The 216-nt window shown below is 68.1% G+C and carries 1 protein-coding gene; it reads right to left on the reverse strand.

The genetic code is table 11. The features are described from left to right. A partial coding sequence (locus DNK49_RS23845; protein ID WP_120719305.1) for an ATP-binding cassette domain-containing protein occupies positions 1 to 216 on the reverse strand: 216 nt, incomplete at both ends.

Genomic DNA, 216 nt, shown 5'->3' on the forward strand with positions numbered 1-216 from the left:
GCGCCAGCCCCAGGCTCGGCTCGTCCAGCATCAGCAGCTTGGGCTTGGCCATCAGCGCACGCCCCACCGCCAGCATCTGACGCTCACCACCCGACAGCGTCCCCGCCAGCTGGCTGCGACGCTCCTTCAACCGCGGAAACAGCGTGTAGACCTCTTCCATCGTCTGCGCCTGATCGCGCTTGCCCATCCGGTAGCGCTGGAACGCCCCCAGCGTCA

The organism is Parazoarcus communis SWub3 = DSM 12120, from assembly GCF_003226565.1.
Lineage (GTDB): Bacteria > Pseudomonadota > Gammaproteobacteria > Burkholderiales > Rhodocyclaceae > Parazoarcus > Parazoarcus communis.